Raw genomic sequence first — 23,901 nt, 5'->3', positions numbered from 1 at the left:
GCGAGTTGTCTGGCTTTGCCCACCCAAGCGGAAGAGACTGCCACGCTTCAACCGGCAGAGGGGGTCGGTAAGAACGCATTCCTTCAAAGCTGCGAGACATGGGACGAGTGGGACAAGACAGCGCCTCCATTCCAGATACATGGCAACACATATTACGTGGGAACCTGCGGAATCTATGCCATTCTGGTCACCGGAGACGACGGTTATATCCTTTTGGACAGCGGTGTAGAGGGTGCCGCGCCATCGGTCCTGGAAAACATCCGCAAGCTTGGCTTTGACCCGACCGACATCGGCTATATCCTGATGAGCCACGAACATTTTGACCATGTCGCGGGCAACGCAGAGTGAGCGAGAGCTGGAAACTCTCTGCCTTTGCAGCAAAGCCTGTCATACAGGCGGCTCTGCTTTATCATGAAGAGATCGACGATTGGGACCCGGAAGTTGTCATTTCAGGCAGCGAAGTGGTGGAGGATCGCCCGCAAGAATGGGTGTTGGAGGCATGGTATTCGCACGAGCCGAGCGAAGCGCAACAGGCAGACATAGCCGGTCTATTTGACGGGGACGTGCCGGTTTTCACTGTCGAGAAATTGCCTGAACAGGACTGGATCACTTTGAGCCAGCAAGGGGCCGAACCGATCCGCGCAGGCCGCTTTTACGTCCATACATCCGATTATCCACCGGCTGATGGCGCAATGAACATAGAGATCCCAGCCAGCCAGGCGTTCGGCACCGGCCACCACGAGACGACCGCCGGTTGCCTGGAGATGCTGGACGCAATGAAGGAACGCGGCGTAGTCAGCCGCAATATCGCCGATATTGGCACGGGCACAGGCCTGCTTGCGATCGCTGCCATGCGCTTGTGGCCGAGAGCGCTCTGTACCGCATCCGACATCGATGATGTGTGTGTAGGCGTGGTGGCCGACAACGCGGAGCTGAACAGCCTGCCAATCGGCGCAGATCGCGGTCAGCTGACCATGGTGATCGCTGACGGGATGGCGGACCCGCTCCTCGAAGCGCGCGGGCCATACGATCTCCTGATCGCGAACATACTGGCTGCGCCTTTGGTGGAACTCGCACCAGATTTTGAAGCCGCTGTAACGCCTGGCGCCAGTATCCTGCTGGCCGGTTTGCTGGAACGACAGGAACCCGCGGTTCGCAGAGCCTATCGCCAAGCGGGCTTCCGTCTCGCCGAGCGCCGCGTCAATGGAAACTGGTCCATTCTATGGCTGCGCAAACGACGCTAAAGCGCTTGCTCCTCTGGCCGCTCGCTGTGTTGGCGGCGTTTGCACTTGTTTTCCTGCTGACCGCGTGGATCGGTTCCTCCATTGCCCGCAATGATGATTGGGAACAACCCGCAGCCGGGGTCCAGATCATGATCGAAACCAATGGCGTGCACACCGCTATCGTTATGCCTGCAGTCTCTGCTCAAAAGGATTGGCGCGCGGATTTTCCCGCGGATGATGTGCTCGCGCCGAACCGTCCCTACACGCATGTCTCGGTGAGTTGGGGTGAACGCGAAGTGTTCCTTAACACGCCAACCTGGTGGGACCTGTCTCTGCCAACAGTTTTTGGCGCAGCAACGGGCGGTGAAGGCTTGCTGCATGTCAGCCACTACATCCGCCCTGCCCCCTCGCCCGATCATCGTCAGCTGACGATCAGCCATGCAGAATATGCGCGTCTGATCGCGATTATCGAGCGCGAGATTTTGCATGCGTCTGAACGCACGGTCTATCGTGGCTATTCAGATTATGACGTGTTTTATGATGCGCCCGGCACCTATCACCTTGGCAATACCTGCAACCAATGGGTCAGCAACGCGCTCGCCGCTGCCGGAATCAAAACCGGATGGTGGACCCCGATGGTAGGCGGCGTCATGAAATGGGTGCCTGAGTCCAAAGGCGATTAGCGAACCCGCGCTGGCGCAACGATCACCGCATTGGCCAGCAACAGATCCAGCCCGTCCAGGTAAGCGCGTTCAGCCGGATCATGGGCAAAACCTATCGCCATGCCGCGGCCAGTCGGTTGCGCCATCAGATAGGGTTTGAAAGCCATTTGGCGGCGGTTTTCTTCCCACACATATCCGCTGGCCACCAAATCATCTGCGGCTGCGAAGCGCAGCACATTCACCCCGTCCGCTCGGTCAAGCGGAGTGTATATGCGTGAACCCGTTGCCAGCACGATTGCGCCGCCATCATATCCAGCCGACAGGAAGTGATTGCAGTCTGCGACAGTGTTCACCAACGCGCCGGGCATCGTGTCTGGCAATGCATTCTCGTCACGAATGGCGGTGCGATATTCGGCTTCGCTAGTGATCTCGACCGCTTCAGCCAGACTGCTGCCTGCATCTGCATCTTCGCCCGGCTCCAGCCCTAGCGCTGCTTCGCGTTTGACCGCCAGCATAGGACTGTCACCACTTGCCAGCATGTCCAGACTATCGCCAATCACGACCACTACGCCGCCTTCGCCCGCGAATTCGCGGATGGTGCTTGCGCCGCTTTCGCCCAGCGCACCTGCCGGCGAGCCGTCGGGGATCAGCAGAACATCATAGTCAGATAGATCCGCATTCCTCAGCTGCGCTGTGCGGATCGGAGTCACCGGCACGCCCAAGCGTTGCTCCAATACATAACGCAGCGCGCCTGCGCTCAGCGGTGAGACGCCATCATCCCAGGCGATGGCAACCTTGGGCGGGTCCAGCCGCACAAAGGCGTCGCTGCCGAAATTGGGGCCATCCTCGACCCAGCTCGATTCAAGCGCTACAGTATGCGCGCCGACTTCCTGCGCGAGTTCCGCAAAACGCGCCATCTTGTCCGCGCCATTTGCGGCATTGCTAAATACCACGGTGCCGCGCGGGAAGGTGCGCGAACCCATGGTGAAAGCTTCATCGGTTGCGCGCCCGACAACTCCTTCGCGCAGCGCCAGCGCTACCAGGCGGGCCTGCCCGCTATCGCTCCAGGGCACAGCAACGCCAAAGCTGCCGCTGCCTTCTGCCACTGGCGCAATCGAAGACGTTGCCGACAACGGATCACCGCCAACCGCAGAGCCGCAAAGTTGCACTTGCGTTCCAGCCATCATGCCAACCGACCAAGCGGTGACGTCATAAAATTCATGCGGCAAATCATCGCTGCGGCGGCGTTCCTGCTCGATCACGAATTCACGCGGCAATGGCGTGTCTGCATCCAGCAGGCTGCGCACGAGACGCGCAGCGGGTTGAGAACGCGGCACAGCCAGATAGCCCTGCGGATAGCTCTTGCCGCATACCGTCGCTGCACCATCGCGGCGCAGCACATTGATCCCTTGCGCGGCCAGCCTGCGGCCCAGCGCCTCTGCATTCCACCGGCGCTCGGCAAGATCGATCAGGTACGCACCGCGCCCTGCCGCACCATTCGCATTTTCCGCACGGTAAGCCGCATAATCACTCATGAAACGATCAGCATTGCTGGCCACTGCTTCAGCAGTGGATAGGCTGGCCACGAAGTGATTACGAACACCGTCTGCATATGTCAGTTCCGTGCCATCGCGTCGTTCCCATACCAGCCCGCGCGGCGATCCTTGCTCGTATGTACTCCCAATTGCGCCCTGATGCGCATTCCATGTGTCCCCATAGCCGGGGTAGAACAGATCAAAGACCTCGCGCGTGAAGTAGGGTTCACCCATGCGGTCAAACCAGGCGGCATTGTTGCGGCCAATCAGCTCGTACAGGCGGATCTGCGCGGGTGTGAGATTAGGGTTCAACGGATCAGCTGCGGGGCTGAAGAAATAGCTGTCATCGCCGCTCATTTCGTGGATGTCCTTGACCACCACTGGACTCCACTCGAGCATGGCCGCGATCTTGCCACGCGTTTCCGGTTGGCTCAGCGTGAACCAGTCACGGTTCAGATCGAACAGATAGTGGTTGAAACGGCCGCTCGGCCATGGTTCATCATGCTCGGCCGCCTGCCGATCGCCAAAAGGCGTCAGGCCCAGCGCGGCGCGAAAGTTGTGCACGAAGCGCGCGCGGCCATCGGGGTTTTGCGATGGGTCGATGATCACAATGCTTTCGCGCATGATCTGGTCCACCCGCGCATCGCCCTGTGAAGCGAGCAAATGATAAGCCATCATCAGCGCCGCATCGGTGGAAGTCACTTCGTTGCCATGCACACCATAGGCAAGCCACGTGACCGGCAATGCGTCGCCATTGCTTGGGCGGCCGGCCGCGACATTGGCCAAATCCGCTTTGATTGCGTTGATCCGCGCCATGTTTTCAGCAGCGGTGATCACAACGTATACCAGCGGGCGCCCTTCCCAACTGGTCGCATATTGCACCAGCCGGGCGCGATCAGGCGCGGCTTCCACCAGGGCTTCAAGATAGGTCAGGCTTTCGCTGGGGGAGGTAATCCGTGTGCCCGGCGCATGGCCAACCTTTTCAGACAATGTCGGAACAGACGCATCGAAATCGCCATCGAGATAGGACTGCGCCATGGCAGGCGGGGCCGTGAAAGCGAAGGCGGCCAACACAATTGCGATCCGACTTAAAAATCGACCTGTCATTGGAGTGTCCCTGTTGGTATCTGAAAGCATTGGTTTTGGTAACACGCAGATCAAGACGAAGTGCCTGGCAAGGTCAATGTTGCTTGTCGAATTGAACACTCTAAGAAAGATGAAGCTGTCATGCCAGGCAATCTTCCAAAGCGCCCAGAGCGGCGCGCGTAAAAGCCTCCATATTGGCGATCCGCGCGTCGCTTTGCGTTTCAGTGATACGCGTAACTTCGAACCCGTCCGGCCCTACAATGGCAACACAGCTTCGCCCCCCCGGTGCGCCGCTGGGGTGTGATGAACCGCCAACCGATCCGCTTTCGGCAATGCCCCATTCCGCACCGAAATTATCACGGATAGAGCGGGCCTGAAGCAACGCGTAATCCTCGCTCGCGCCGCGCATCCCCTTGTAGGCTTCACGCGGTTGATTAAACAGCACATCGCGCGCGCGCAGCGAATAGACCACCCCGCCCCCTACGAAGAAGTCCAGCGCACCCGGCACGGTAAGCAAGCTCGCCGCGATCAGGCCGCCTGTCGCGCCATCAGCGACGGCGATCTTTTCGCCGCGTACCTTGAGTAGTTCGGCAATCCGTGCAGCTTGCGGGTAGAGTTCATTCAGCAGACTCATCCAGCCGCCGCCACGATTTCGGCCCAACCCGCCTCATCAATCACTTCGATGCCAAGCTCTGCCGCTTTCTTCAGTTTGCTCCCCGCGCCCGGTCCCGCGACCAGCAGGTCGGTCTTTGCGCTTACACTGCCGGCTGCCTTTGCACCAAGCCTTTCAGCCTGCGCCTTGGCCTCGTCGCGGCTCATGGTTTCCAGCTTGCCAGTAAAGACCACGGTCTTGCCCGCCACCGGGCTATCGAGCGTCTCTACGATGTAAGGTGGCGGGCTGACCAGGCTCAGCAGGTCTTCCCACACCTCAACATTGTGCGGCTCGTGAAAGAAGTCACCCAAGGCTTCGACCACCGCGCCGCCTACACCATCAATCGAGGTGATTTCGGACAGTGCATCTTCATCGCCTGCGCGCGCTTGCTCGGCTGCCTGGCGAAGCGCCGGAAGTTCGTGGAAATTCTTCATCAGATCGCGCGCGGTGACTTCGCCAACATGACGAATGCCCAGTCCGAACAGCAGCCGCGCCGCATCGGGCTCGCGCTTGTTCTCCACAGAAGCCAACAGATTATCCACAGACTTATCCTGCCACCCTTCGAGCGCCAAAATCGCGTCCTTTCGATCCTTTAGGCGGAAAATATCTGCCGGACTCTCGAGCCAGCCCAACGCAAAGAATTGATCGATGGTCTTCTCGCCAAGCCCGTCAATATCGAGCGCCTTGCGACTGACGAAGTGCTTTAGGCGTTCGGTGCGTTGTGCCGGGCAAATCAGCCCCCCGGTGCAGCGCACATCGACTTCGCTCTCTTCGGCCACCGCTTCGCTGCCACATTCGGGGCACGCATCGGGGAAGAGATAAGCTTCGCGTTCAACCTCTGGCGTCAGATTGCGGACAACCTGCGGGATCACGTCGCCCGCCCGCTGCACGACCACGCGATCCCCTGGCCGCACGCCGAGGCGCGCGATCTCGTCACGATTGTGCAGCGTGACATTGGTGACCGTGACCCCGCCAACCATGACCGGAGCGAGCCGCCCAACCGGCGTCAGCTTGCCAGTGCGGCCAACCTGAATGTCGATGGCCTCAAGTGTCGTCTCGGCTTGTTCGGCTGGAAACTTGTGCGCCAGCGCCCAGCGCGGAGCCTTTGCCACAAAACCCAATCGTTGCTGCCAGTCGAGCCGATCCACCTTGTAGACGACCCCGTCAATCTCATAGGGCAGATCAGGACGCTGGCGGCCAATCTCTGCATAGTGGGCCAGCATGTCCTCAACGCTATTAGTGACAGTCAGAAAAGGCGAAACGGGGAAACCCCATGCCTCGATCTGCAACATCACAGCATGCTGGGTATCCCCCGGAACCTCGCTCGCCGCGCCCCAGCCATAGGCCCAGAAGCGCAAGGGCCGCCGCGCGGTCACGCTCGCATCCTTCTGCCGCAAGGATCCCGCCGCGGCATTGCGCGGGTTCGCGAACAGCTTGCCGCCCGCTTCATGCTGCGCAGCATTGAGCGCAGCAAAGTCCTGCTTCGACATGTAAACTTCGCCGCGAACTTCGAAAAGGTCTGGCACATTATCGCCGCTCAGTTCCTGCGGAATGTCAGCGATATATGCGACGTTCGCGGTGACATCTTCGCCAACCTGCCCGTCTCCGCGCGTCGCCGCACGCACCAGCTTTCCGCTCTCGTAACGGAGTGAGCAGGACAGCCCGTCAATCTTGTCTTCAGCCGTTATCGCAACCGGCTCGTCGTCAGGCAGCGACAGGAAACGCCGCACCCGTGCAACCCATTCATGGATCTCCTCGTCGGAAAATCCGTTGTCGAGGCTCATCATGCGGACTTCATGCGTCACTTTGCCTAGAGGAGACGACGAGACCGCATGCCCCACTTTCTTCGACGGGCTGTCATCGCGAACGAGATGCGGGAATTGCGTTTCCAACTCGGCATTGCGCCGCACCAGCGCGTCATATTCCTGATCGCTGATCTCCGGATCGTCCTCGGCATGATACAGCCGATCATGCTTAGCGATCTGCCGCGCCAACCGCATCAGCTCATTGGCGGCATCTGCTTCGGAAATACCCATTACAGCCAAGCGGTCCAAATTACCGGGCTAACAACCAAAATTGCTAATGATAACGCTGTAACCTTGCCAATCGCTCTCCAATTTGGATCTCGAAACGCAGTCAACGACCAAACAAAGTTAGCCGCAGCAGCTGTTACCCCGCAAAATATCCAGATGAAAGTCCATACGCCGACGAACGTTACTGGCTCTGGATTGAACAGAAAATCACCCAAACTCACAATCGCAATAAGCGTGACAATTGTGAGCAGAAACAGCGCGAGGCCCGCTGCTAGTTTATGTATTCCCGCAAGCAGCCTAATCAGACTGTTCTCAAGCGTCCACGGCTCCATCACGCACCCTCCAGCAAACGATCCGCTTGTGCACGCGCTTCAGGCGTAACTTCAGTGCCGCTAAGCATCCGCGCGATCTCTTCCTGCCGCCCAGCCTCATTGAGCAGCGCGACGCTGGTCTTGGTAACCGTGCCGGATGAAGATTTGGCGATCAGATAGTGCGTGCCTCCACGCGCCGCGACTTGTGGTGAGTGTGTCACAGCGAGCAGTTGTCCGCCATCCGCCAGCCGTGCCAGCCGCTCGCCAATCGCGCTCGCGACTGCACCACCCACGCCGCGGTCAATCTCGTCAAAAATCACCGTTGCGGCCCCGCCCTGCTCTGCCAACGCGACTTTTAGCGCTAGGATAAAGCGCGACAGCTCGCCGCCAGAGGCGATCTTGTTCAACGGTGCAAAGTCCGCCCCCGGATTGGTCGCGATCAGGAATTCGGCGCTGTCGATCCCACCTGCTCCCCATTTCTCTTCCGGCAATTTGCCCACCGCGGTCAGGAAACGCGCGGCATCCAGTTTCAATGGCGCAAGTTCAGCCGCGACTGCCTTGTCCAGCTTCTTCGCGGCTGCCAATCGCGCCTTGTGAACGGCCTCTGCCTTCGTGGCATAAGCTTCGCTCGCTTTACGCGCGGCATCTTCCAGCGCGTCCAGCTCAGCCTCGCCGCCTTCGATCGCATTCAGGAAGCTGCGCATTTCGCCCATCTTTTCAGGTAATTCGTCAACCTCGCAGCGATGCTTGCGGGCCAGCGCGCGCAATTCGAACAGCCGGGTTTCGGCCTCATCCAAAGCTTGCGGATCGTGAACCAGTGCTTCAGCTGCCGCAGCCAATTTGTCTTCCGCCTCGCCGGCCTCGATTACAGCGCGATCGAGTGCCGCCAAGGCTTCGGCCAGCAAGGGATGCTCTCCGCCAATCCGGTCAAGCTTGCGCGCCGCAACCCGCAAACTTGCAAGCGGCGAATCCGATCCTTCCAAGATGTGCCGCAGCTCCTCCAGATCGCCGGAAAGCTTCTCACCCTTTTGCATGGTTGCGCGTGTTTCCGCGAGCCGCGCCTCTTCGCCAGCCTGCGGCTCTAGCGACGTGAGCTCGGCCAGATGCGCGATCAACAGATCCTGATCGAGCTTCGCCTGCTCAACCTGGCCGCGTGCAGCCTCCAACCGCTCTTCAGCTGCGCGCCACTCTCGCCATTTGGTAGCAAGGCCATCGACGTCGGTCCCGGCATAGCGATCGAGCAAAGCCCGATGACCGCGCGGATTGACCAATCCGCGATCGTCATGCTGGCCGTGCAATTCCACCAATGCCCCCGCAATCTCACGCAGCAGCGCCACACCAACCGACTGGTCATTGACGAACGCCTTGCTCCCGCCATCTGCTTTCAACTGACGACGAATGATCAACGGCTCGCCCGGTTCCAATTCGATATCCGCATCGTCGAGCGTTTCGGCAATAGAAGCCGGCAATTTGGCGAATTCAAAGCTGGCGGTCGCGCTGGCCTTGTCTGCCCCTGCGCGCACGAGGCCACTATCTGCGCGGTCGCCCAGAACCAGGCCCAACGCATCAAGCAGGATTGACTTGCCCGCGCCTGTCTCTCCGGTCAGCACGCCCAGCCCGCTCCCGAAATCCAGATCGAGCGCTTCGATAAGAACAATGTTTCTGATGGATAATCGCGTGAGCATTGCGCCTATCTCTAGCGCAGCAAAAGGGGCGCGTCACCGCTTGGCGCGCGCCCCTCTTGTGGATTTTTCCTTGTTGACTAGAGACCGGCCTTATTCGGCGGGTTCCGCCTTGGCTTCCGGGTCTGCCATGGCTTGCGCTTCTTCCGCTGTCGGCAGCGCCGAACGTAACAGGAAGAAACCGGCAATCCGATGCGGTCCGACATCACAAGATCAATTGGGTGATCTTGCCAGAGCGGCCCGGCCCGCACCCGTATAATGCAGAACGCAGCGCAGGGTTTCCAAAAATCGGATGAAATCGGTCAGATTTCTTGAAGCGGCCTTTTCGGCCTAGCTCGCGGTGGCGTGCGGCGCATATTCCTGCACCAGATCAAATGCCTTTTCATACCACTTGCTACCCGGATAGTTCGTGCCCAGCACCGCGGCATATTTCACCGCTTCGCTCGGCACACCCAACGCCAGGCTGCTTTCAGTCAGACGATAGAGCGCTTCGGGCGTGTGGCTGGTCGTCTCATATTCGTTGACCACGTTCTGGAAACGCAATGTCGCCGCCAGCCATTGCCCGTTGCGCTGGTAATGGCGGCCGATCTCCATATCCTTGCCCGCAAGGTGATCGTTGACGAGGTCCAGCTTCAACCGCGCATCGGCGGCATATTCGCTGGTCGGGAAACGGCGGTCCACTTCGCGCAGCGCAACCCGCGCCTGCTCTGTGATTGACTGGTCACGCGACACGTCACTGATCTGCTCGTAATAGGACAGCGCGATCAGGTAATAGGCGTAAGGCGCATCCTTGTTGCCCGGGTGGATCGAGAGGAACCGCTGCGCGCTGGAGATTGCCGCGTTGTAATCCTGCGCCACGTAATAGCTGAACGCACTCATCAACTGCGCGCGGCGCGCCCAGGGCGAATAGGGGTGCTGACGCTCGGTTTCGTCAAACAGCGCCGCTGCAAGCCGCGTGTTGCCGTTATCCAGCCGCGACTTCGCCTCTGAATAAAGCGTTTCCACATCGCGCGCGACATAGGCCACGTCTTCATTGGTCGATCCGCCAGAGCCCGCGCAAGCAGCGGTCAGCAAGGTTGCGCCAGCCATCGCGGCAGCAAGAACGGGTTTGAATGTCACGCGTTTCTCTCTTTTCATAAGAGATGGCCTATAACCAGCGCGCCCCTGAACGCCAAGTGAAGTTGAGAGGGTTTGTGTAGATAGGTGTGACGAATTCTCCTCTTGGTCACGGCAGTCAAAGCCCGACTGGGCGCCCGCAGCGCTTGCGCGAGGATATTGCGCGCCGGATGGCGCGCGGAACACAAAGCCTCCCCTCCCCAAATCCAACAGGATGGAACACATGGAGCACTGTCCAAGCGCCAAAATCCAATTGATCACAGATGCACTGTTTGATCGAGCAAGGCGCACAAGGCGCTCGATCAGGCGGTGGACCGGCTCTACCGCCGCGCGCCCTTCGACAGCGACCGTGACCGGGTCGAGCACCTCTTCGGCCTCTACGAAAAGCTGTTGAACCCGCTTTCCGATGCCGAAAAGCAGAACAAGCGCACCGCCCGGAACCGGAAGCGGAAGGGCGAGTAGCTACTCTTCACCCATCCGCAACGCTGCAATAAAGGCCTCCTGCGGAATACTAACATTTCCGTACTCGCGCATGCGGGCCTTGCCCTTCTTCTGCTTCTCGAGCAGTTTCTTCTTACGCGTAATGTCGCCGCCATAGCATTTCGCGGTCACATCCTTGCGCAGCGCGGCGATCGTCTCGCGCGCGATGATCTTGCCCCCTATGGCTGCCTGGATCGGGATCTTGAACAGGTGGCGCGGGATCAGGTCTTTCAACCGTTCACACATGCCGCGCCCGCGCTCTTCCGCTACGTTGCGGTGCACGATCAGCGATAGAGCATCGACCGGCTCTGCATTCACCAGAATGTTCATCTTCACCAGATCGCCTTCGCGCAGGCCAATCTGTTCATAGTCAAAGCTGGCATACCCTCTAGAGATGCTTTTCAGCCGGTCATAGAAATCGAACACCACTTCATTCAGCGGCAGCTCGTAAGTCACCTGCGCACGGCCGCCCACGTAGGTTAGGTCAGTCTGGATGCCGCGCCGGTCCTGACACAGTTTCAGGATCGCGCCGAGATATTCATCGGGCGTGTAGATCACCGCCTTGATCCACGGCTCCTCGATCATGTCGATCCGGTTGACGTCGGGCCAGTCGGCGGGGTTGTGAATGTCGATCACCTTGGCGTCTTCATTCTTCGATTTTGACAGGTGCACGCGGTACACCACCGAAGGCGCGGTGGTGATGAGATCGAGGTCGTATTCGCGGCTCAGGCGCTCCTGAATGATCTCAAGGTGCAACAGGCCAAGGAAACCCGCGCGGAAGCCGAAGCCGAGCGCCGCGCTGCTTTCCATCTCATAGCTGAAGCTGGCGTCGTTGAGGCGCAGCTTGCCGATGCTCTCGCGCAGTTTCTCGAACTCGGCCGCATCCACCGGGAACAGGCCGCAGAACACCACCGGCTGCACTTCCTTGTATCCGGGCAGCGCTTCGTTCGCCCCGCCCTTCACCGTGGTGATGGTGTCACCCACGCGGGCTTGCTCCACCTCTTTGATTTGCGCGGTGATAAAGCCGATTTCGCCGGGGCCGATTTCGGGCAGGTCTGTGCGCTTGGGGGTGAAGCAGCCGACCCGGTCGATCAGGTGCTGTGTGCCGCCCTGCATGAATTTGACGTTCAGCCCCTTGGTGATGACACCGTCGATCACGCGGACCAGGATCACCACGCCGAGGTAAGGGTCATACCAGCTGTCGACGAGGCTGGCCTTGAGCGGCGCATTGCGATCGCCCGATGGTGCGGGGATCTTGGCGACGACCGCTTCCAGCACGTCCTCGATGCCGATGCCCGATTTGGCGCTGGTGAGCACGGCTTCTGACGCGTCGAGGCCGATGATATCCTCGATCTCGGCGCGGACTTTCTCCGGCTCGGCCGCGGGCAGGTCAATCTTGTTGATCACAGGCACGATTTCATGGTCATGCTCGATCGATTGATAGACGTTGGCGAGCGTTTGCGCTTCCACGCCTTGCGCCGCGTCCACGATCAGCAGCGCGCCCTCGCAAGCGGCCAAGCTACGCGAAACCTCATAGGCAAAGTCGACGTGGCCCGGCGTGTCCATCAAGTTGAGCTCATACGTCTCGCCATCCTTGGCGGTGTAATTGAGCCGCACGGTCTGCGCCTTGATCGTGATGCCGCGCTCTTTCTCGATGTCCATATTATCAAGCACTTGCTCGGACATTTCACGTTCGGTCAAACCGCCGCAATGCTGAATCATGCGGTCCGCCAGCGTGGATTTGCCATGATCGATGTGAGCAATGATCGAGAAATTGCGTATTTTGGAGAGGTCAGTCATTTTTGTCGCTAATTGTTCGCGCGAAATAGCGCTTTGCGACGCCTTTAGCCGCCCTTGTCCGGCATGTCAGCCCGCCGAATGCATGCAATGCGGTAAATCAGGCTGCTTCGTAGGAACCGACAGGGGCATAAGAGAACTTCGGCACGCTCGCCCCATTGCCCAATCCGCCGCCTGGCCCAGTGTTTCGTTGACCTGCTTGAAACGATCGAGATTGATCATCAGCACAGCACAGGATTACTTTGTGTTTCGAAATACACGCAAGTTGTGGGAGAGAGAGCGCTTGATCTGGGTCTTGTTTGCAAGGCCCGTCAACGTATCAACCTGTGTGCGACGGTCATTCGCAGCCGCCTCCGTGCGGCTATGCCTGATATCTTTGGCGCTACCGCGATAGCCCGTGAATTCGCCAAACGAATTGAATTGCGGCTTGCCGACGATTGGCGATTATTTCTCTCAAAGCTGAAAGCGGCCTCGCCAACTTAACTTTGCTCTTGCCTGATCATTTGGTGGATGACCGTGTTTCTGGTTATCGCAGGTAAAGGAAATTTCTTGCCAAACCGATAACTATGGCGGTCGCGACAAGTTGATCCGGTTTCCCTGCTATTTTGAGAACTTGCCAATTTGCTTCCGTAGCGTCATCTAGGACGCTCAAATTTGACGTCTTTTTGCATTTGCCGGGATACAGCATGTCGCAGAGTAGCAAACTCGAAAAGGAAGCCGCACAGTCAACCAATGCTTTGGGGCCGCTCATCGGCGTTGCAAGAGAAGATTTTGTAGGTGCCGTCGCGGTATTGCTGCGCGAAAGTGCGTCTGACCCCAAGCGCCTGATGAAACACGCCCAAACCATGGGCGAAGACATGGTCAAGATCATGACCGGCAAATCCGATCTCGCACCCGATCCCAAAGACAAGCGCTTCATGGACCCGGCCTGGCAGTACAACCCGTTTTTCCGGGCCGGCGCGCAATATTATCTTGCCGTGCAAAAGGGTATGTCGAACTGGCTTCAGGAACTGGAGCTGGATGATCTCGAGCGAGACCGCGCGAACTTCATCTCCAACATCATCATCGATAGCCTGGCCCCCACCAACACACTGGTTGGCAACCCGGTTGCACAAAAGCAGGTGATCAACAGTGGTGGCCTTTCGCTGATCAAGGGTTTGCAAAACGCATACAAGGACATCACCGAAAACAAGGGAATGGTCAGCCAGGTCGACAAGCGGCCATTCAAGCTGGGCGAGAATATAGCGACATCAAAGGGCTCTGTCGTACACCGCACCGAGATGTTCGAGCTGGTGCATTACGCGCCGACCACGGATGAAGTGCACGAGATCCCTCAGCTGACAATCCCGCCGCAGATCAACAAGATGTATATCAATGACCTTTCTCCGGAGAAGTCAGTAATCAAATATCAGGTCGATCACGGTATTCAGACCTTCGTTATCTCCTGGCGCAACCCGTCCAAGGAACAGGGCTTCTGGGGCATGGATGATTACATCCGCTCTTGCGAAGAAGCGATACAAGCGGTCAGCGACATTACAGGCTCGAAGAAGGTCAATGTATCCGCGGGCTGTTCTGGCGGCCAAACCGCCAGCGTGCTCGCGTCCAAACTGGCCGCCCAAAAGAATGACATCCTCGGCTCGCTGACGCTGATGGTTTGCGTGCTCCACCCGAAAGAGCGCGATATCGAAGCCGGTTCTCTGGTATCTGAGAATGGCATGAAGCTAGCTAAACAGCGCGCAGCGAAAAAAGGCATCATAAAAGCCGATGATCTGGCGCGCGGTTTCGCATGGCTGCGGCCCAATGATCTGATCTGGAACTATGTTATCAACAACTATCTGCTGGGGCAAGATCCACCCGCGTTTGACGTTCTGTACTGGAATTCTGACGCGACAAATCTGTCCGCCAGCCTGATGGGCGATTTCCTGACCCTGTTCGAAACGCTCGCCTTCACGAAGAAGGGCGAGGTCGAGATGGCCGGCCACAAGATTGATCTCAGCAAGGCCACCTCTGACATGTTCATTCTGGGCGGCGTGACGGATCACATCACCCCATGGAAGGCGACCTATCGCTCGACCAATCTGTTTGGCTCCAAGGACGTCACCTATGTGCTTTCGCAGTCAGGTCACATGCAGGCGATCCTGAACCCTCCGGGCAATCCCAAGGCCAAATACTTCGTTCAGAAGAAGAAAGGCAAGCTGCCTGAAACCGCTGACGAATGGCTGCAAGGCACGGAGGAAGTGGCCGGTAGCTGGTGGCCGTACTGGATGGAATGGATGAAAAAGCGCTCCGGCAAAATGAAATCCGCTCCAACAGAACTGGGGAACGAAGAGTATAAACCTCTGGATCCGGCCCCCGGTCTCTACGTAGTGGAAGAAAGATAACCAAAAGTCCCCTGTAGGGGTCGCAGGACAGGACGGAAATTTGGCGGACAAACGCGAAAAAGTGCTGGATGAGGCGCTCGACGAAGCGATGCGCGATGCAACCATCACGATGGAAAGCGTTGGCGGGCGAACGCTGCGTGTTGCGACTTGGCGACTGGATCAGCCAAGCGAGCACTTGCCGATCCTGTTCTTCAACGGCATTGGCGCCAATATCGAAGCGGTCGCACCATTGGCTGAGGCGCTGCCTGATCGCGCTTTCATCATGTTCGATATGCCGGGCATTGGTGGCTCACCCGAGCCGGTTGTCCCTTACAACACCGTCACTATGGCTTGGACGACCACGCAGCTTCTCGACAAGCTGGGCCTCAACAAGGTCGATGTGATGGGTGTCAGCTGGGGCGGCGCCATGGCACAGCATTTCGCCATCCAGCACCCCGGCCGCACGCGCCGCCTTATCCTGGCCGCCACAACAGCGGGCATGATCATGATGCCAGGAAATCCCGCTTCGCTCAGCAAGATGGCGGATCCGCGCCGCTATATCGATTCTGCTTTTATGGAAGAGCACTTCCAGACGCTGTACGGCGGGGCATTGGGCAAGGCGATGAACAAGATGGAGCACATCCATCGGCTAAAGCCCCCTTCCCCGCGCGGATATTTCTACCAATTGATGGCAATGCTTGGTTGGACCAGCGTGCCCGCTTTACCGTTCATGCGCAAGAAGACGTTGATTATGATGGGCGACGAAGACCACATCGTGCCGCTCACTAATGGCTGGTTCCTCGACAAACTCATTCCGAACAGTGAATTGCTGGTTCTGCGTGGTGGCGGGCATCTGTTCCTGCTCAGCCACAGTGATGAATGCGTCGAAGCTATTCACCGCTTCCTTGACGAGCCGGAGCAGCAAGAGAAAGCAAAAGCGGCCTAAGTCATTGAGCCGCATGGGGGGAGAGAGTTCATCATGCGGCACATTGCGATAATCGGTTCAGGTCCGGCAGGTTATTACACCGCAGAAGCGGCGCAGAAGCTTTGGGGTGATGACGTGCAAGTCGACATTTTCGACATGCTGCCCGTACCTTATGGCCTGATCCGCTTTGGCGTTGCACCGGATCACCAATCGATCAAAGGCGTCTCGCGCCGTTACGAGAAGACTGCACTCAACGAGAATGTGCGTTTCATCGGTAACGTCAAAGTCGGCGAGCATGTTACCGTGCCCGAATTGATGCAGTTGTATGATGCCGTCATTCTCGCAACAGGTGCGCCCAATGATCGCGAACTGGATCTACCCGGCAAGGATCTGAGCAACATTTTCGACAGCGCTGCTTTTGTCGGCTGGTATAACGGCCATCCGCAATTTAACGACCTCAACCCGGATCTCTCCGGCCAGCATGCGGTCGTGATCGGAATGGGCAATGTGGCGCTCGACGTCGCACGGATATTGTCCAAGACCGAAGCGGAATTTGAAGGCGCAGACATCGTTACGTACGCATTGCAAAGCCTTATAGCCTCAAACGTCAAGGCCATTACAATCCTGGGCCGCCGCGGCCCGCATCAGATCATGATGACGCCTAAGGAGTTGGGTGAGCTGGCGGCGCTCGAACGTGCCTCGCCGCGGGTTGATCGCGATGACTTGCCCGAAGAAGAGGAAGACATGCTCCTGGAACCGGGCCTGCGAAAATCGGTCAATCATTTGCGCAGCTTCGCAGCCATTCCTGAAAGTGTGCATGCCGAAAAACCGATCGAAATCCATTTCGATATGTTCGCCAGCCCGCAAGGCTTTGAAGGTGATGGCAAGGTTCAGCGGGTAAAGGTTGAACGAACCGAAGTGCATCAAGGCCGCGCGACAGGAACGGGCGAAATGTACACCGTGCCGGCCGATATCGTGGTCAGCTGCATCGGCTATCGCTCCTCCCCCATTCCCGACGTGCCGTTTGACGAACGCGCGGGCAAGTTTGCCAATGACGAAGGGCGCATCCTGCGCGGAATCTATTGCGTTGGCTGGGCCAGGCGCGGTCCATCCGGCACCATCGGCACCAATCGCCCCGACGGCTACAGCGTCGTCGAGAAGATCGCAGAGGATATCGATGCGGGCACGCTTGGGCGGGCGGACAAGAAGGGGCGCGAGGGGTTTGATGCCATCGCTGCAGAGCGCGGATTGGATGTGGTTACATTCCGCGACTGGAAAAAGATCGAAGAGGCCGAAGAACGCGCCGCGCGCGAAGGCGCCCCGCGCGAGAAATTCGTCGATGTCGAAGCGATGATCCGCGCAAAGAACTAGGCCGGCGGCAACCAGTCTTTCAGCGCCGCATTCACCTCATCCGGAATGTCCTGCTGCACCCAGTGTGATGCATGCGGATAGCGGCGCACGGTCAGATCATCGACATAGTCCCCCGTGCCATCGAGGCAGGCAATGTCGATCGCCACGTCCTGTTCGCCCCAGATGACCAGCGTCGGCACATGCACCTTGCCATCGCCGATCTGGCGCGCGTCGGGCGTCTGCAGCAGCGCGCGGTAATAATTGAACATGGCAGTCAACGCACCGGGCTTGGCCGCCGCCTTGCGATAGGGCTCGCTTTCCTCTCGGGTAAAGCGCTCCCTGTTGACCGAAGTCTCACGAAAAAGTCGGCCGATCGCCGCGGCTTCGTTCTGGCCCAGCCGTATCTCGGGCAGCTTGGGCAACTGGAAAAAGAATATGTACCAGCTCTTCTTCAGCTGCTTCCAGGTCTTGAGTTCGCGCCGCGCACACAGCGGATGCGGCACGTTCATGATCACAAGCCGGGTCAGCGGGCGAAGCTTCTGTATCGCAAACTGCCAAGCAACGATCGCGCCCCAGTCATGCGCTATCAGCGTCACTTCCTTCGCGCCGCTGGCATCGATCAGCGCTGCAACGTCAGCAGTCAGGTTGTCGAGCCGATAGTCCTTCTTGTTCGGCGGGCGTGTCGTCTCGCCATAACCGCGCATATTGGGTGCCCACACGCAGTACCCCATCTCCGCCAGCAAAGGCATCTGGTGTCGCCAGCTAAAGTGCAGCTCAGGGAAGCCATGCAGGCACAGCGCGAGCTTGTCGCCCTGCCCTGCCTCAGCGACCTCAAAGGTCAGCCCGTTCGCCTCGAGCCACTTGATCGCAATCCCGCTATCCGGCGCGGGCTCCCAGCTTGTTTGCCTGTCCATTGTGCGAGCTTAGCATCAGGCGTTTCGCTGTGCTATGTAAGTTTCAAACAGAAATTGGAGAGAGTTTCGATGGCCATGTTCGATCTGATTATTCGCGGCGGCACCATTGTCGATGGTACGGGCGAGGAGCGCTTTACAGGCGATGTCGCCGTCAAAGATGGCTTGATCGCGCAAGTCGGCGATGTGACTGGCAATGCAGCAGAAGAAATCGACGCGACCGGCATGGTTGTGACCCCGGGCTTCGTCGATATCCATACCCACTATGACGGCCAAGCCACCTGGGACCCGGAAATGGCCCCTTCCAGCTGGCATGGAGTGACAACCGTCGTGATGGGCAATTGCGGCGTAGGCTTCGCGCCTGCCAAGCCAGACCGGCACGAATGGCTGATCAGCCTGATGGAAGGGGTGGAGGACATTCCCGGAACCGCGCTTGCCGAAGGCATTACATGGGACTGGGAAACCTTCCCTGAGTATCTCGACGCTCTGGAGAAAATGCCGCGCGCGGTCGATGTGGGCACGCATGTGCCGCATGGTGCCGTGCGTGCTTACGTGTTGGGTGACCGCGAACAACCCGGCGCCGTTCCGACAAATGAAGACATCGCAGAGATGAGCCGGATCGTAGAGGAAGGGGTTCGCGCGGGCGCGCTTGGCTTCTCCACCAGCCGTACAGTGCTGCACAAATCGGTCGATGGAGAACTCGTACCCGGTACGACTGCGACGAAGGAAGAACTGATCGAGATCGGCCGTGCTATGGGCCGCGCAGGCCATGGCGTGTTCGAAATGGCGAGCGATCTCAACCGCGATTGGAACGAGTTCGAATGGATGGGCAATCTCAGCCGCGAGACCGGCCTGCCCGTCACCTTCGCTGCGCTGGAATCCATCGCCAAGGAAATGCCGCTCAAAGAGCAGATCGAAACCATGCGTGCAGAAAATGACAATGGCGCCAACATCGTCGCGCAGATTGCGCTGCGCGGCAACGGCATCATCATGGCATGGCAAGGTACTGTGAACCCCTTCGTGTATCGCCCCAGCTGGCAAGCGATCAGCGAACTTCCGTGGGAGGAACAAAAAGCTAGGCTGCTCGACCCGGCGTTCAAAGCGCGATTGCTGAGCGAGTCCAATGATTATTCCGAAGCGCCAATGGACATTATCGGCGTGGTTATGGTGATCACCCAAGGTTGGGCGCTCCAGTACGAAATGGACCCCGATTTTGATTACGAACCGGATGCGTCAGCCAGCGTGAATGCCCGCGCTCAAGCGGCCGGGATCGACCCTCAGGAATATGCCTATGACATGCTGTGCGCGGACGATGGCAAGGGTTTCATCTACCTGCCGATCCTGAACTATGCGGATGGCAATCTCGATTTCCTCCACCCGCTGCAACACGCCGATGACACAGTGAATTCGCTGTCCGATGGCGGCGCGCATTGCGGCACGATTTGCGATGCCGCTTCACCCACATTCATGCTTGAGCACTGGGTCCGCGATCGCAAGCGCGGGGATAAGATCAGCCTGGAGAATGCGATCAAGCGCCAGTGCTGGGACACCGCCCGGCTCTATGGGCTGGAAGATCGCGGGATCATCGCGCCGGGCTATCTGGCGGATCTCAACGTAATTGATATGAATCGGCTGAAGCTGGGCAAACCGTGGCTGGCATTTGACCTACCCGCCGGCGGCAAGCGCTTGCTGCAAAAGGCGGATGGCTATGTCTGCACGATCAAGAACGGCCACGTAACCTTCCGCGACGGCAAATGGACCGGCGAGACACCCGGCGGCCTTATCCGCGGACCACAACGAGCGGAAATGGCTGAAGCGGCTGAATAGATTGAAAAGGGGGACGAAAGCGGACAGACCGCTAACGACCCAATTGCGGACATTTCTGGCCAGCAGCCAACTAACTTTGGCTAGTTTGGCCTTGATCCTCCAGGTGGTCTTGGAAGACTAACATCGTGCCGATGGTTCCAGATTTCGGTGATCTTGCCGAAACTATGAAAGCGATCTGCTATCTCTTTCTGAGTAACAGCGGGCTCGGTCGGCATCGCACCTTTGGTATCCCCGATGTCATGGATAACATATTCATCGGCTACATAGTCTGCGAAGACTTCGGTGTTTTGCTCAAACCATAGGTTCTCGTAGAACTCCCGCGCTAGGCGTTTGTTACGTTCTGTGTTGTCTTCAACTGCCCCTGAGCTTTCTGTTTCTGATGCAACATCAGTGCAGCCAGTCAATTAAATGCATGCCGCTGCAGCGACAATCAATAGCGTCCGCATTCGCTCCTCCTTAGTCGACAAAGCCTAAGACTAGGATTGGAACATGGCAATGTCCGCTTTCCACCCCAAAAGCAGACATTCACGAGCCAACGAAACTGGCCAACGGGAGACGCGGCACGCGCACCTAAGGTTCGATCACGATCCCTTGTGAGGGATCGACCTTGCCGCCGACCATCTCCAGATAGGTCTGACGCGCGGCTTCCAGCCCTGAGTGCTTCTCGATCGTTACACTGTCACCAACATCGGCAAGGAAGCCTTTCCACGCCTTGGCCATCATAGCGCCGGCATCCTGCGGACTGTGCTCCTTGAACAGGGCAACCGCATGGTCAGGTGCAAAGAACAGCGTAGGTGTCGGTCCAGGAAGTCCACCCGCTTCACCCGCTGGCCCGCGGCGCTGCTCGATATGCGTAACACCCACAAGACATGAGTATTTCAGATTCTTTCCGAAGTGTTCGTGAATGTTCGCCAGCACTTTGCCATTCCCGGCGAAATCGACCGACACCGCTGGGCCAAGCGACATCCGCCCGACCTCTTTATAAGCGAACACCTGATCATAGAGACCCGTCGCCTCGACAAAATCGACATTGCCTTCCGATGTCAGTCCAATGCGCTTTATATGCGGCGAATTCTGCTTGGCGACGCTGGCGAGGCCCATCGCGGTCTTGGAAGAGGCGCTGGTCATGATAACCCGGTCTGCCTCGAACCAACCTTCGCTGCGCATGAAATAGTCGATCAGGAAACCGGTTTTGAACAGCGGCCCGAAGATCATACGTTCGCCTTCGCGGGCCAGATCATGTTCGGGATCGGCATTGAGGCGCGAATACTGGTTGTAAATCGGCGGCAGCGGCTGACGATAGTCAGTCATATCCACGAAGCCACTGGCCGAGACTTTGCCGGGCACCACGTCGAGATGCGACGCCATTGGCAGATAGCCATAGACACGCTCACCCACGGCAATTTCATCCGAGTTGCTCTCGATCACTTTGGCGTGACCCCACATGGGTACGATGCCGAAGCCATCCGGCGCAGGGAAAAACTTCCAATAGCCGATTTGCTCGCCCACCACTGCGTAAGTGATATTGTTGGATGTGACCGAGAAGCTTTCGACCTCCAGCCGCACCGCGCCATCTGCAAGCTTGGTCGAGGGCCCTTCGACCAGTGTGGCGGAGTTCAGATCATCGCGGCCTACATGGACTTGAGTCGGCATATTCGGGTCTCCTCTTGAACCCTGCCTAACCTATTCCGGCTCGGTTTCCCAGCGTGTTGGACGGATTGATTCGCGTTGCTGAGTCACGGCCATCCACGCTGACAAATGCGGGCATTGCGCGATCCCGACCTTGCCCTGCGGGGTCAGCTGGACGCCGCGCTAAACGCAGTAGAGGAAGAAATCTGCCAGGTCGAAACTGCCTGTTGCCCAGGCGCCATCCTTTGCGATTTCGGCATCCAGAAATGCCAATGCGCGGGACATATAGGGCAGCGCTTGTTCAATCTTTTCGCGATCCAGCGATCCATCACCGCGCGTGCCGCAGGGTCGCGTGGCTGCAATGCGCCGGAGCTATGAGCGTTGTCGAGATACTGGGTGATGCTGACGCTTTCGATCAGTTCGAGCCCGTCAAATTCCACCACCGGAACCTTGCCGAATGGATGGCGGTTTTGCGGCGAATGCGCGGGAGTGGGGACCGTCTCGTGGCTAAGGCCCGCCTCTTCGCAGGTGATCTGAACGATGCGGGTATAGGTCGAAATGACGGTGCCAAAGATACGGACTTCGGCGGTCACCATTTATTCGCCCGAAGAATCTGCGTTATCGAGTTCGCTCTGCAAGCCCTTAAAGGCATCGCCGAACTCATTCAGTCTTACCGAGAACGCTTCCATCCGGGAAATGCAGTCATCGCTCTCAGCAATGATCTCTGCCAGGCTCGCAAGCTCCAGATGTTCAGCAGCGGCGGTACTGAAATCGATCTCCGACACTACTTCAAAGCGTCCGATAAAATAAGACATAGCCGCAATGACTCCAGCTTGCCGGCTTCCCTCTGACTTACCACCGACCAACGCGAAAAATATTGCGCAGTCGAGGTCCTGTTCGGGGCTGGCATCCTGAATGGGATCTTGAGCGGTGGAAGCTTCCTCAGCATGAAGTGAAGCGGGCAATAGGCCCAAGGCGATCGCAAGAATGATATGTTTCATGCAAGCGCCCTAAAGCCCTTGGCCTTAATAAATCACTTTATTCCAATGCTATACCCGCATTGGCATCAGAACATAGAGCGCCGGGCTCTTGTCATCCTTGCGGATCAGCGTTGGCGCGCCGGCATCGGCAAGGTGTAACTCCACCGTGTCGCTGTCGATCTGGCTCAGAATATCCTTCAGGTAATTGGCGTTGAAGCCAATCTCGATCGGGTCCGCGCTGTAATCCGCCGCCAGCTCTTCCGCTGCAGTGCCATTGTCAGGCGAAGTGACGGAAAGAGTGACCTTGTCTGCATCCAGGCTCATCTTGACCGCGCGGGTTTTCTCCGTGGCAATTGTTGCCACACGATCGACGCCTTGGAAAAAGCTTTTTGGATCGACTTTCAGCAGCTTATCATTGCCTGTCGGAATAACACGGCTGTAATCAGGGAAAGTCCCGTCGATCAGTTTGCTGGTCAGAACAACACCGCCTTCACCGCCCAGCGTGAAGCGGATCTTGCTGGCAGACAGATCGATCTGGACGTTACCGTCCATGGATTCTTCCAGCAGTTTGCGCAATTCGGCCACGGCTTTACGAGGCACGATAACGTCAGGCATGCCTTCCGCGCCATCGGGACGAGCAAGCGTGAAGCGCGCAAGACGATGGCCGTCGGTCGCTGCAGCTTTCAGCACAGGTTGATCATCGTCCGTAACATGCAGGAAGATACCGTTGAGATAGTACCGTGTTTCCTCGGTCGAGATGGCAAACCGCGTGCGGTCAATCAACTCGGCCAATAGTTTGGCTGGTAGTTCAAAACTTGTCGGAAGGTCGCCCTCAACAATGACCGGGAAATCATCGCGCGGCAAAGTGGGCAGCTTGAAGCGGCTGCGCCCTGCTCTAACTTCCATGCGATTGTCGGCTGTCTCCAGACTTACCTGGCTGCCCTCGGGCAGTTTGCGTGCGATGTCGAACAGCAAGTGTGCAGATACAGTGATCGCACCGGGCGTTTCCACTGAGGCCGCGGCCATGTTCTCGACCACTTGCAGATCAAGGTCAGTCGCCATCACTTTCAGCGTGCCGCCGTCGCTCGCGTCGATCAGAACATTTGACAGAATGGGGATAGTGTTGCGGCGCTCTACCACCGACTGAACGTGAGAGAGACAACGCAGCAGCGTCGCGCGTTCGATTGTGGCCTTCATCGGTCCTACTCAATCCTTCTAGTGCGCACTGAGGGCCGGAATCGCTCCCCAGCGCCGGAAAACCGTGACTGACCTTAGCGCAAGCAGCAAAGGCGGCAAGTTCATGCGGCTTTGAGCGGCGATTCCTTGGGGAAAAAGGGGAAAT

Annotated in this window: 19 protein-coding genes and 1 pseudogene; 8 read left to right on the top strand and 12 right to left on the bottom strand. The window is 58.1% G+C overall.

Going from position 1 to position 23,901, the window contains the following annotated elements:
- Nucleotides 1-15: 15 nt before the first annotated feature.
- From QZ487_RS11480 to QZ487_RS07420, 3 genes are read left to right on the top strand one after another with little or no spacing between them, the layout of a single operon-like run.
- Nucleotides 16-348 (top strand): MBL fold metallo-hydrolase, encoded by a 333-nt coding sequence (locus QZ487_RS11480; protein ID WP_367114435.1) that lies wholly within the window; start codon nt 16-18, stop codon nt 346-348.
- The gene (locus QZ487_RS07425; protein ID WP_296023994.1) at nt 345-1,244 is read left to right on the top strand and encodes a 50S ribosomal protein L11 methyltransferase; all 900 of its coding nucleotides are present in this window, start codon (nt 345-347) and stop codon (nt 1,242-1,244) included. The genes QZ487_RS11480 and QZ487_RS07425 overlap by 4 nt, the downstream gene beginning before the upstream one ends.
- The gene (locus tag QZ487_RS07420; RefSeq protein ID WP_296023992.1) at nt 1,223-1,906 is read left to right on the top strand and encodes a DUF2459 domain-containing protein; all 684 of its coding nucleotides are present in this window, start codon (nt 1,223-1,225) and stop codon (nt 1,904-1,906) included. The genes QZ487_RS07425 and QZ487_RS07420 overlap by 22 nt, the downstream gene beginning before the upstream one ends.
- Here QZ487_RS07420 and QZ487_RS07415 read toward each other — a convergent pair.
- The 6 genes from QZ487_RS07415 to QZ487_RS07390 all read right to left on the bottom strand — a co-directional run bounded on the left by QZ487_RS07415 (nt 1,903) and on the right by QZ487_RS07390 (nt 10,273).
- On the bottom strand, nt 1,903-4,527 hold the full coding sequence (locus QZ487_RS07415; protein ID WP_296023991.1) for a M14 family zinc carboxypeptidase: 2,625 nt from the start codon (nt 4,525-4,527) through the stop codon (nt 1,903-1,905). The genes QZ487_RS07420 and QZ487_RS07415 overlap by 4 nt on opposite strands.
- Before the next feature lie 118 nt (nt 4,528-4,645).
- On the bottom strand, nt 4,646-5,140 hold the full coding sequence (locus tag QZ487_RS07410) for a CinA family protein (protein ID WP_296023989.1): 495 nt from the start codon (nt 5,138-5,140) through the stop codon (nt 4,646-4,648).
- On the bottom strand, nt 5,137-7,194 hold the full coding sequence (gene ligA / locus QZ487_RS07405; RefSeq protein WP_296023988.1) for an NAD-dependent DNA ligase LigA: 2,058 nt from the start codon (nt 7,192-7,194) through the stop codon (nt 5,137-5,139). The genes QZ487_RS07410 and ligA overlap by 4 nt, the downstream gene beginning before the upstream one ends.
- Nucleotides 7,194-7,523, bottom strand: coding sequence for a hypothetical protein (locus QZ487_RS07400; protein WP_296023986.1), 330 nt, complete (start codon nt 7,521-7,523; stop codon nt 7,194-7,196). Before QZ487_RS07400 ends, ligA begins: the two co-directional genes overlap by 1 nt.
- Nucleotides 7,523-9,187, bottom strand: a complete 1,665-nt coding sequence (gene recN, locus QZ487_RS07395) for a DNA repair protein RecN (RefSeq protein WP_296023985.1) — start codon at nt 9,185-9,187, stop codon at nt 7,523-7,525. The genes QZ487_RS07400 and recN overlap by 1 nt, the downstream gene beginning before the upstream one ends.
- 327 nt (nt 9,188-9,514) lie before the next feature.
- Nucleotides 9,515-10,273 carry an outer membrane protein assembly factor BamD gene (locus QZ487_RS07390; protein WP_296024125.1) on the bottom strand — a complete coding sequence of 253 codons (759 nt, stop codon included), beginning with the start codon at nt 10,271-10,273 and terminating at the stop codon, nt 9,515-9,517.
- 321 nt (nt 10,274-10,594) lie between these two features.
- Here QZ487_RS07390 and QZ487_RS07385 point away from each other — a divergent pair.
- Nucleotides 10,595-10,762, top strand: a pseudogene (locus QZ487_RS07385) (type IIL restriction-modification enzyme MmeI); the annotation flags it as partial.
- Here QZ487_RS07385 and lepA read toward each other — a convergent pair.
- Nucleotides 10,763-12,580: a translation elongation factor 4 gene (gene lepA / locus QZ487_RS07380; RefSeq protein ID WP_285975014.1), complete on the bottom strand. Its 1,818-nt coding sequence runs from the start codon at nt 12,578-12,580 to the stop codon at nt 10,763-10,765.
- Nucleotides 12,581-13,263: 683 nt separating this feature from the next.
- Here lepA and QZ487_RS07375 point away from each other — a divergent pair.
- The 3 genes from QZ487_RS07375 to QZ487_RS07365 are packed head-to-tail and all read left to right on the top strand — an operon-like array spanning nt 13,264 to nt 17,233.
- Nucleotides 13,264-14,958 carry an alpha/beta fold hydrolase gene (locus QZ487_RS07375; protein WP_285975013.1) on the top strand — a complete coding sequence of 565 codons (1,695 nt, stop codon included), beginning with the start codon at nt 13,264-13,266 and terminating at the stop codon, nt 14,956-14,958.
- Nucleotides 14,959-14,998: 40 nt separating this feature from the next.
- Nucleotides 14,999-15,883, top strand: coding sequence for an alpha/beta fold hydrolase (locus QZ487_RS07370; RefSeq protein ID WP_296023982.1), 885 nt, complete (start codon nt 14,999-15,001; stop codon nt 15,881-15,883).
- 33 nt (nt 15,884-15,916) lie between these two features.
- Nucleotides 15,917-17,233, top strand: a complete 1,317-nt coding sequence (locus QZ487_RS07365; RefSeq protein WP_285975011.1) for an FAD-dependent oxidoreductase — start codon at nt 15,917-15,919, stop codon at nt 17,231-17,233.
- Here QZ487_RS07365 and QZ487_RS07360 read toward each other — a convergent pair.
- Entirely contained in the window at nt 17,230-18,126 is an 897-nt protein-coding gene (locus QZ487_RS07360) for an alpha/beta fold hydrolase (RefSeq protein ID WP_296023981.1), read from the bottom strand. The two genes, QZ487_RS07365 and QZ487_RS07360, sit on opposite strands and share 4 nt — an antisense overlap.
- Nucleotides 18,127-18,195: 69 nt before the next feature.
- Between QZ487_RS07360 and QZ487_RS07355 the strand changes: the two genes are divergently transcribed.
- Nucleotides 18,196-19,950 (top strand): amidohydrolase family protein, encoded by a 1,755-nt coding sequence (locus QZ487_RS07355; protein ID WP_285975009.1) that lies wholly within the window; start codon nt 18,196-18,198, stop codon nt 19,948-19,950.
- Nucleotides 19,951-20,520: 570 nt separating this feature from the next.
- Here QZ487_RS07355 and QZ487_RS07350 read toward each other — a convergent pair.
- The 4 genes from QZ487_RS07350 to dnaN all read right to left on the bottom strand — a co-directional run bounded on the left by QZ487_RS07350 (nt 20,521) and on the right by dnaN (nt 23,756).
- Nucleotides 20,521-21,603, bottom strand: coding sequence for a DUF2855 family protein (locus QZ487_RS07350; RefSeq protein ID WP_285975008.1), 1,083 nt, complete (start codon nt 21,601-21,603; stop codon nt 20,521-20,523).
- Nucleotides 21,604-21,746: 143 nt separating this feature from the next.
- Nucleotides 21,747-22,175: a glutathione S-transferase N-terminal domain-containing protein gene (locus QZ487_RS07345; protein WP_296023979.1), complete on the bottom strand. Its 429-nt coding sequence runs from the start codon at nt 22,173-22,175 to the stop codon at nt 21,747-21,749.
- Nucleotides 22,176-22,580 carry a hypothetical protein gene (locus QZ487_RS07340; RefSeq protein ID WP_296023977.1) on the bottom strand — a complete coding sequence of 135 codons (405 nt, stop codon included), beginning with the start codon at nt 22,578-22,580 and terminating at the stop codon, nt 22,176-22,178.
- A 48-nt stretch (nt 22,581-22,628) separates the two neighbouring features.
- Entirely contained in the window at nt 22,629-23,756 is a 1,128-nt protein-coding gene (gene dnaN, locus QZ487_RS07335; protein WP_285975006.1) for a DNA polymerase III subunit beta, read from the bottom strand.
- Nucleotides 23,757-23,901 lie beyond the last annotated feature (145 nt).

It is taken from the genome of uncultured Altererythrobacter sp. (assembly GCF_913057185.1).
GTDB lineage: Bacteria > Pseudomonadota > Alphaproteobacteria > Sphingomonadales > Sphingomonadaceae > Erythrobacter > Erythrobacter rubellus.
This window is presented reverse-complemented; position numbering and strand designations above follow the sequence as displayed.